We start from the raw sequence: 4,694 nt of genomic DNA, 5'->3' as shown, positions 1-4,694 counted from the left end.
GCCGTGCCGCGCTAATCACGACTCAACGAAGCGGGGAACCATCGCGTGCACCGGAGTACGCGAGTCGAGCGATCTTGAAGTTGAAAGTCTTTCGCGCGTACCCGGTGACGCGTATCGTTCGCGCGGATAGATGGACCGCTGAATGACTCATCTCTCTCTCAGTTGGTCATCGCCCTTTGCACTTCCAAGCGTTTGGATTTGGCCCATTTGATTTCACCTATCAACTGTTAGCTGATCGATGCAATTGAATTTGCGGTTTGATTGTTGCTCGTGAACGTGGCCCACGGGATTTCACGAGACGACAGTTTCCTATCGATCGCAATTGAAATCACGGTTTGATTGTCTTGCGGCTGACGGCTTCTCTATTCGAAAGGGACAACAGTTTCCTGTTTATCGCATTTGATGTCACGGTTCGATTTCAGCTCCGAGATAGAAGTTTAAACGCCCTATGCGCCAGCCGAAATATCAATGCTCGTTCCCCTTGGCAATTCGAATCGGGTAGACTTGTCAGCAGCGATGTAGTGCCGACTGTGGTCGTGGGTACCTCGCGAACCATGACATGAACCGAAGTGACGGAGTCGGGGTTTTCGAAGTGGTTCGTCATCCGCCGTCACTCAGTTATGTCCGCCGTTCGCGCGGATGGTTGTGACTGCAATAACCATCGCCTGTCTTCGATGCTACTGATCCGGCCCATCTGATTTAGCGTGGCAACTGTTAGCTGATCGCTGCAACCGAAGTTGCGGTTTGATAGTCGTGCTTGAACGCGGCCCATTTGATTTCGTGAGACATCAGTTTCCAATCAATCGCAATTGATTTCACGGTTTGATAATTGTTGCCGATCGAAGACATCCAACGCCCGCAATGCAGACCGCTGGAATTGGATGCTGATTGCCCGTGGCAATTCAAACGAGTTAGACTGGTCGGCAGCGAGGTAGTGCAGACTGTGGTCGTGTGTACCACGCGAACCATGACATGAACCGAAGTGACGGAGTCGGGGGTTCTGAAGTGGTGTGTCTTCCGCCGTCACTCGGTTATGTCCGCCGTTCGCGCGGATGGTAGTGCCTGCGATAACCAACGCCTGTCTTCGATGTTGACGGATCTGGCCCATCTGATCTCACCTGACAACCATTAGCCGATCGCCGCAACTGAGTTTGTGGTTTGATAGTCGCTCGGGATCGCGGCCCAATGGATTTCGCGAGACATCAGTTTCCTGATGATCGCAATTGAATTCACTGTTTGATTGTCTTGCTTGAACAACTCCCATCGGAATTCAAGAGACAGCAGTTTCCTGTTTATTGTGCTTGATGTCACGGTGTGATTTCTGCGCCGAGATAGCTGATCAAACGCCCTGTGCGCCAGCGGGAAAATCTATGCTCGTTACCCTTCGCGATTCCAATTGGTTAGACTTGTCAGCAGCGATGTTGTGCCGACTGTGGTCGTGCGTACCACGCGAACCATGACATGAACCGAAGTGACGGAGTCGGGGTTATTGAAGTGGTGAGTTGTCCGCCGTCACTCGGTTATGTCCGCCGTTCGCGCGGGTGGTTGTGACTGCGATGACCAACGCCTGTTTTCGATGCGGACGGATCTGGCCCATCTGATCTCACCTGACAACCATTAGCTGATCGTTGCAACTGAGCCTGCGGTTTGATTGTTGCTCGCGAACTGGGCCCATTTAATTTCGTGAGCCGTCAGTATCCTGTTTATCGCTTTTGATGTCGCGGTTTGATCTTTGCTCCGGGACAGCGGATCAAACGCCCTAACCGCCGGCCGATATATCTATGCTCGTTCCCCTTGGGGATTCCGATCTGATAGACTGGTCGAGAGCGATGTAGTGTAGACTGTGGTCGTGTGTACCATGCGAACCATGACATGAACCGAAGTGACGGAGTCGGGATTTTTGAAGTGGTTAGTCGTCCGCCGTCACTCGGTTATGTCCGCCGTTCCCCGACTGACTGAAAATGCGTTCGCGACTCAATCGCTGTGGTTGAACACACTCAATGAATGCTGACCAACCTGCCTGCAATCTTGTGGTGATTCGTTCTTCCTACATTGATCGTGCCGTCAGGTTCTACGAAACACTCGGATTGTCGTTCACAAAGCATTCACACGGCAACGGACCTGAACACTACGCATCTGAGTCTGCTGGGTTTGTCTTCGAGATATATCCGGCCCGCAATGCGGCGACAACAACCGACACCAGAATTGGGTTTCGTGTCGCGGATGTCGACCACGTGGTTGCATCGCTGTCTGAAATTGATGCTAAAATACGAACTCAGCCGACCGACTCTGAATGAGGCCACCGAGCCGTTGTTTTCGACTTTGACGGACACGTCGTCGAACTTGTTTCGTGATCGTCACTACTTGTCGGCGCGATAGCGGGGAACCAGACAATGCACGTGAGTCGCCGAGTTGAGGTTTTGGAAGTGGTTAGTCGTCCGGGGCGACCACGTGATCGTTACCGTTCGCGCGGGTAGTTGTGACTGCTTGATGACTCATCTCTAATCAACATGGTCTTCGCCCTTCTTAGTTCCAGGCGTCTGATTTCGGCCCATCTGATCTCACCTGGCAACTGTTAGCTGATCGCCGCAATTGAAACAACGGTTTGATAGTCGTGTCTGAACACGGCCCACTTGATTTAGCGCGACAGCAGTTTCCTGTTGATCGCATCTGGATTCACGGTTTGATTATGTTGCTTGCACAACTCCCTTGCGAATTCATGGGACAGTAGTTTCCTGTTGATCGCATTTGATGTCATGGTTCGATTTCAGCTCTGAGATAGCCGATCAAACACTCTACCCGCCGGCTGAAATATCTATGCTCGTTCCCCTTCGCGGTTCGAATCGTGTAGACTTGTCAGCAGCAATGTGATGCAGACTGTGGTCGTGTGTACCTCGCGAACCATGACATGAACCGAAGTGACGGAGTCGGGGTTTTCGAAGTGGTGTGTCATCCGCCGTCACTCGGTTATGTCCGCCGTTCGCGCGGGTAGATGAATTGCTTGATGATTCATCTTTCTCTCAGTTGGTTATCGCCCATTGCCCTACAGAGCGTTTGGATCCGGCCCATCTGATCTCACGCAGTACCTGTTGCTTGATCGTTGAAATTGAGTTCACGGTTTGTTAGTCGTTGCTGATCGCGGCCCATGTGATTTCGGGAGACGTCAGTTTCCAATTGATCGCAATTGAATTCGCGGCTTGATTTCGGTGCTCGAACGGCACCCAATTGAATTCATAGGACAGCAGTTTCCTCCGTATCGCATTTGATGTCACAGTTTGATTTCTGCTCCGCGATAGCCGATCAAACGCCCTATGCGTCAGCCGGAAAATCTATGCTCGTTCCCCTTCGCGATTCGAATCGGGTAGACTTGTCAGCAGCGATGTGATGCAGACTGTGGTCGTGTGTACCACGCGAACCATGACATGAACCGAAGTGACGGAGTCGGGGTTTCTGAAGTGGTTAGTCGTCCGCCGTCACTCGGTTATGTCCGCCGTTCCCCCTGCCAATATTTATGACGACGTACCACCGCTATTTGATGTGGGATGGAGAGTCGGCAGACTTGGACGACATTGAACATGCTTTGCGCTCAGTTGATAATTCCTACTGGTTAGATGGCGAGCTTGTTATGTGTGGTGATCGTGATTGTGCAATTCTGCTAGATGTGTCGTATCCAGGGATGGACAATTTTAACGAGTACCTGAGACTGTTCTGTGACTACGCCACTCGGCGGCGCGACAGCGCGACGCTGATTGCGAAACTTCAAACTGGAACATGTCTGATTACAATGCAAGTGGTTAGCGTTACAGACGAACTTGCGCTCGAACATCTCATTCGCGTACTTCGAGGTAGGTACGAAGGTGTTCTAGTATACGAGGGCGGGATATTCGAAATGCGTTGCCCGCCTCCGAATTGGCTTGCAATCCTGTTTAAACGGATTTTGCGATTTTTCCCTTCGCGCGATGAGAGAGCGGGGGAACAATGACATGCACCGAAGCACGCGAGTCGATGTCTTTTGAAGTGGTTGATCAATCGCGCGTGCTCGGTGATGTCTGACGTTCGCGCGGGTAGATGAACCGCTAGTTAACTCAACTTCTTCTCAGTTTGTCATCGCCCTTTGCAGTACAAAGCGTTTGGATTCGGCCCATCTGATTTTACATGTCAACTATTAGTTGGTCGCCGCAATTGAATAAATGGTTTGATAGTTGTTGCCTGAAACCGCCCCACCTGATGTCAACAAGCCTCTGTTGCCTGTTTGTCGCATTTCATTTCATGGTTTGATTGTGCTGCTTGAACAACGCCCATCTAATTTCAAGAGACAACAGTTTCCTGTCTATCGCATTTGATGTCACGGTTTTATTTCAGCTCCGAGATAGCCGATCAAACGCTCTACCCGTCGGCTGAAATATCTATGCTCGTTCCCCTTGGTCATTCCGATCGGGTAGACTTGTCACGAGCGATGTAGTGCAGGCCGTGGTCGTGTGTACCACGCGAACCATGACATGAACCGAAGTGACGGAGTCGGGGTTTCTGAAGTGGTGTGTCATCCGCCGTCACTCGGTTATGTCCGCCGTTATTTGTACTGAGTGGCTTTCGATGGCAGATCTCAAATCGTTTGGAATGGAGGCACTTGAGATGCATGCTGATCACTTGAATTCACTCTCTACGCCAGATCCTGACGCCAACATTCGATACGA

The 4,694-nt window shown here is 51.2% G+C and carries 1 protein-coding gene; it reads left to right on the top strand.

Translation table 11 applies throughout. The annotated features are described in order from the left end of the window. The first annotated feature begins 2,000 nt into the window (after window positions 1-2,000). Entirely contained in the window at window positions 2,001-2,297 is a 297-nt protein-coding gene (locus tag LOC67_RS27120; protein ID WP_230265993.1) for a VOC family protein, read from the top strand. Window positions 2,298-4,694: the final 2,397 nt, after the last annotated feature.

The sequence above is a fragment of the Stieleria sp. JC731 genome (assembly GCF_020966635.1).
Classification (GTDB): domain Bacteria; phylum Planctomycetota; class Planctomycetia; order Pirellulales; family Pirellulaceae; genus Stieleria.
Note: the sequence above shows the minus strand (reverse complement) of the source record. Positions and strands in the feature narration are given on the sequence as shown.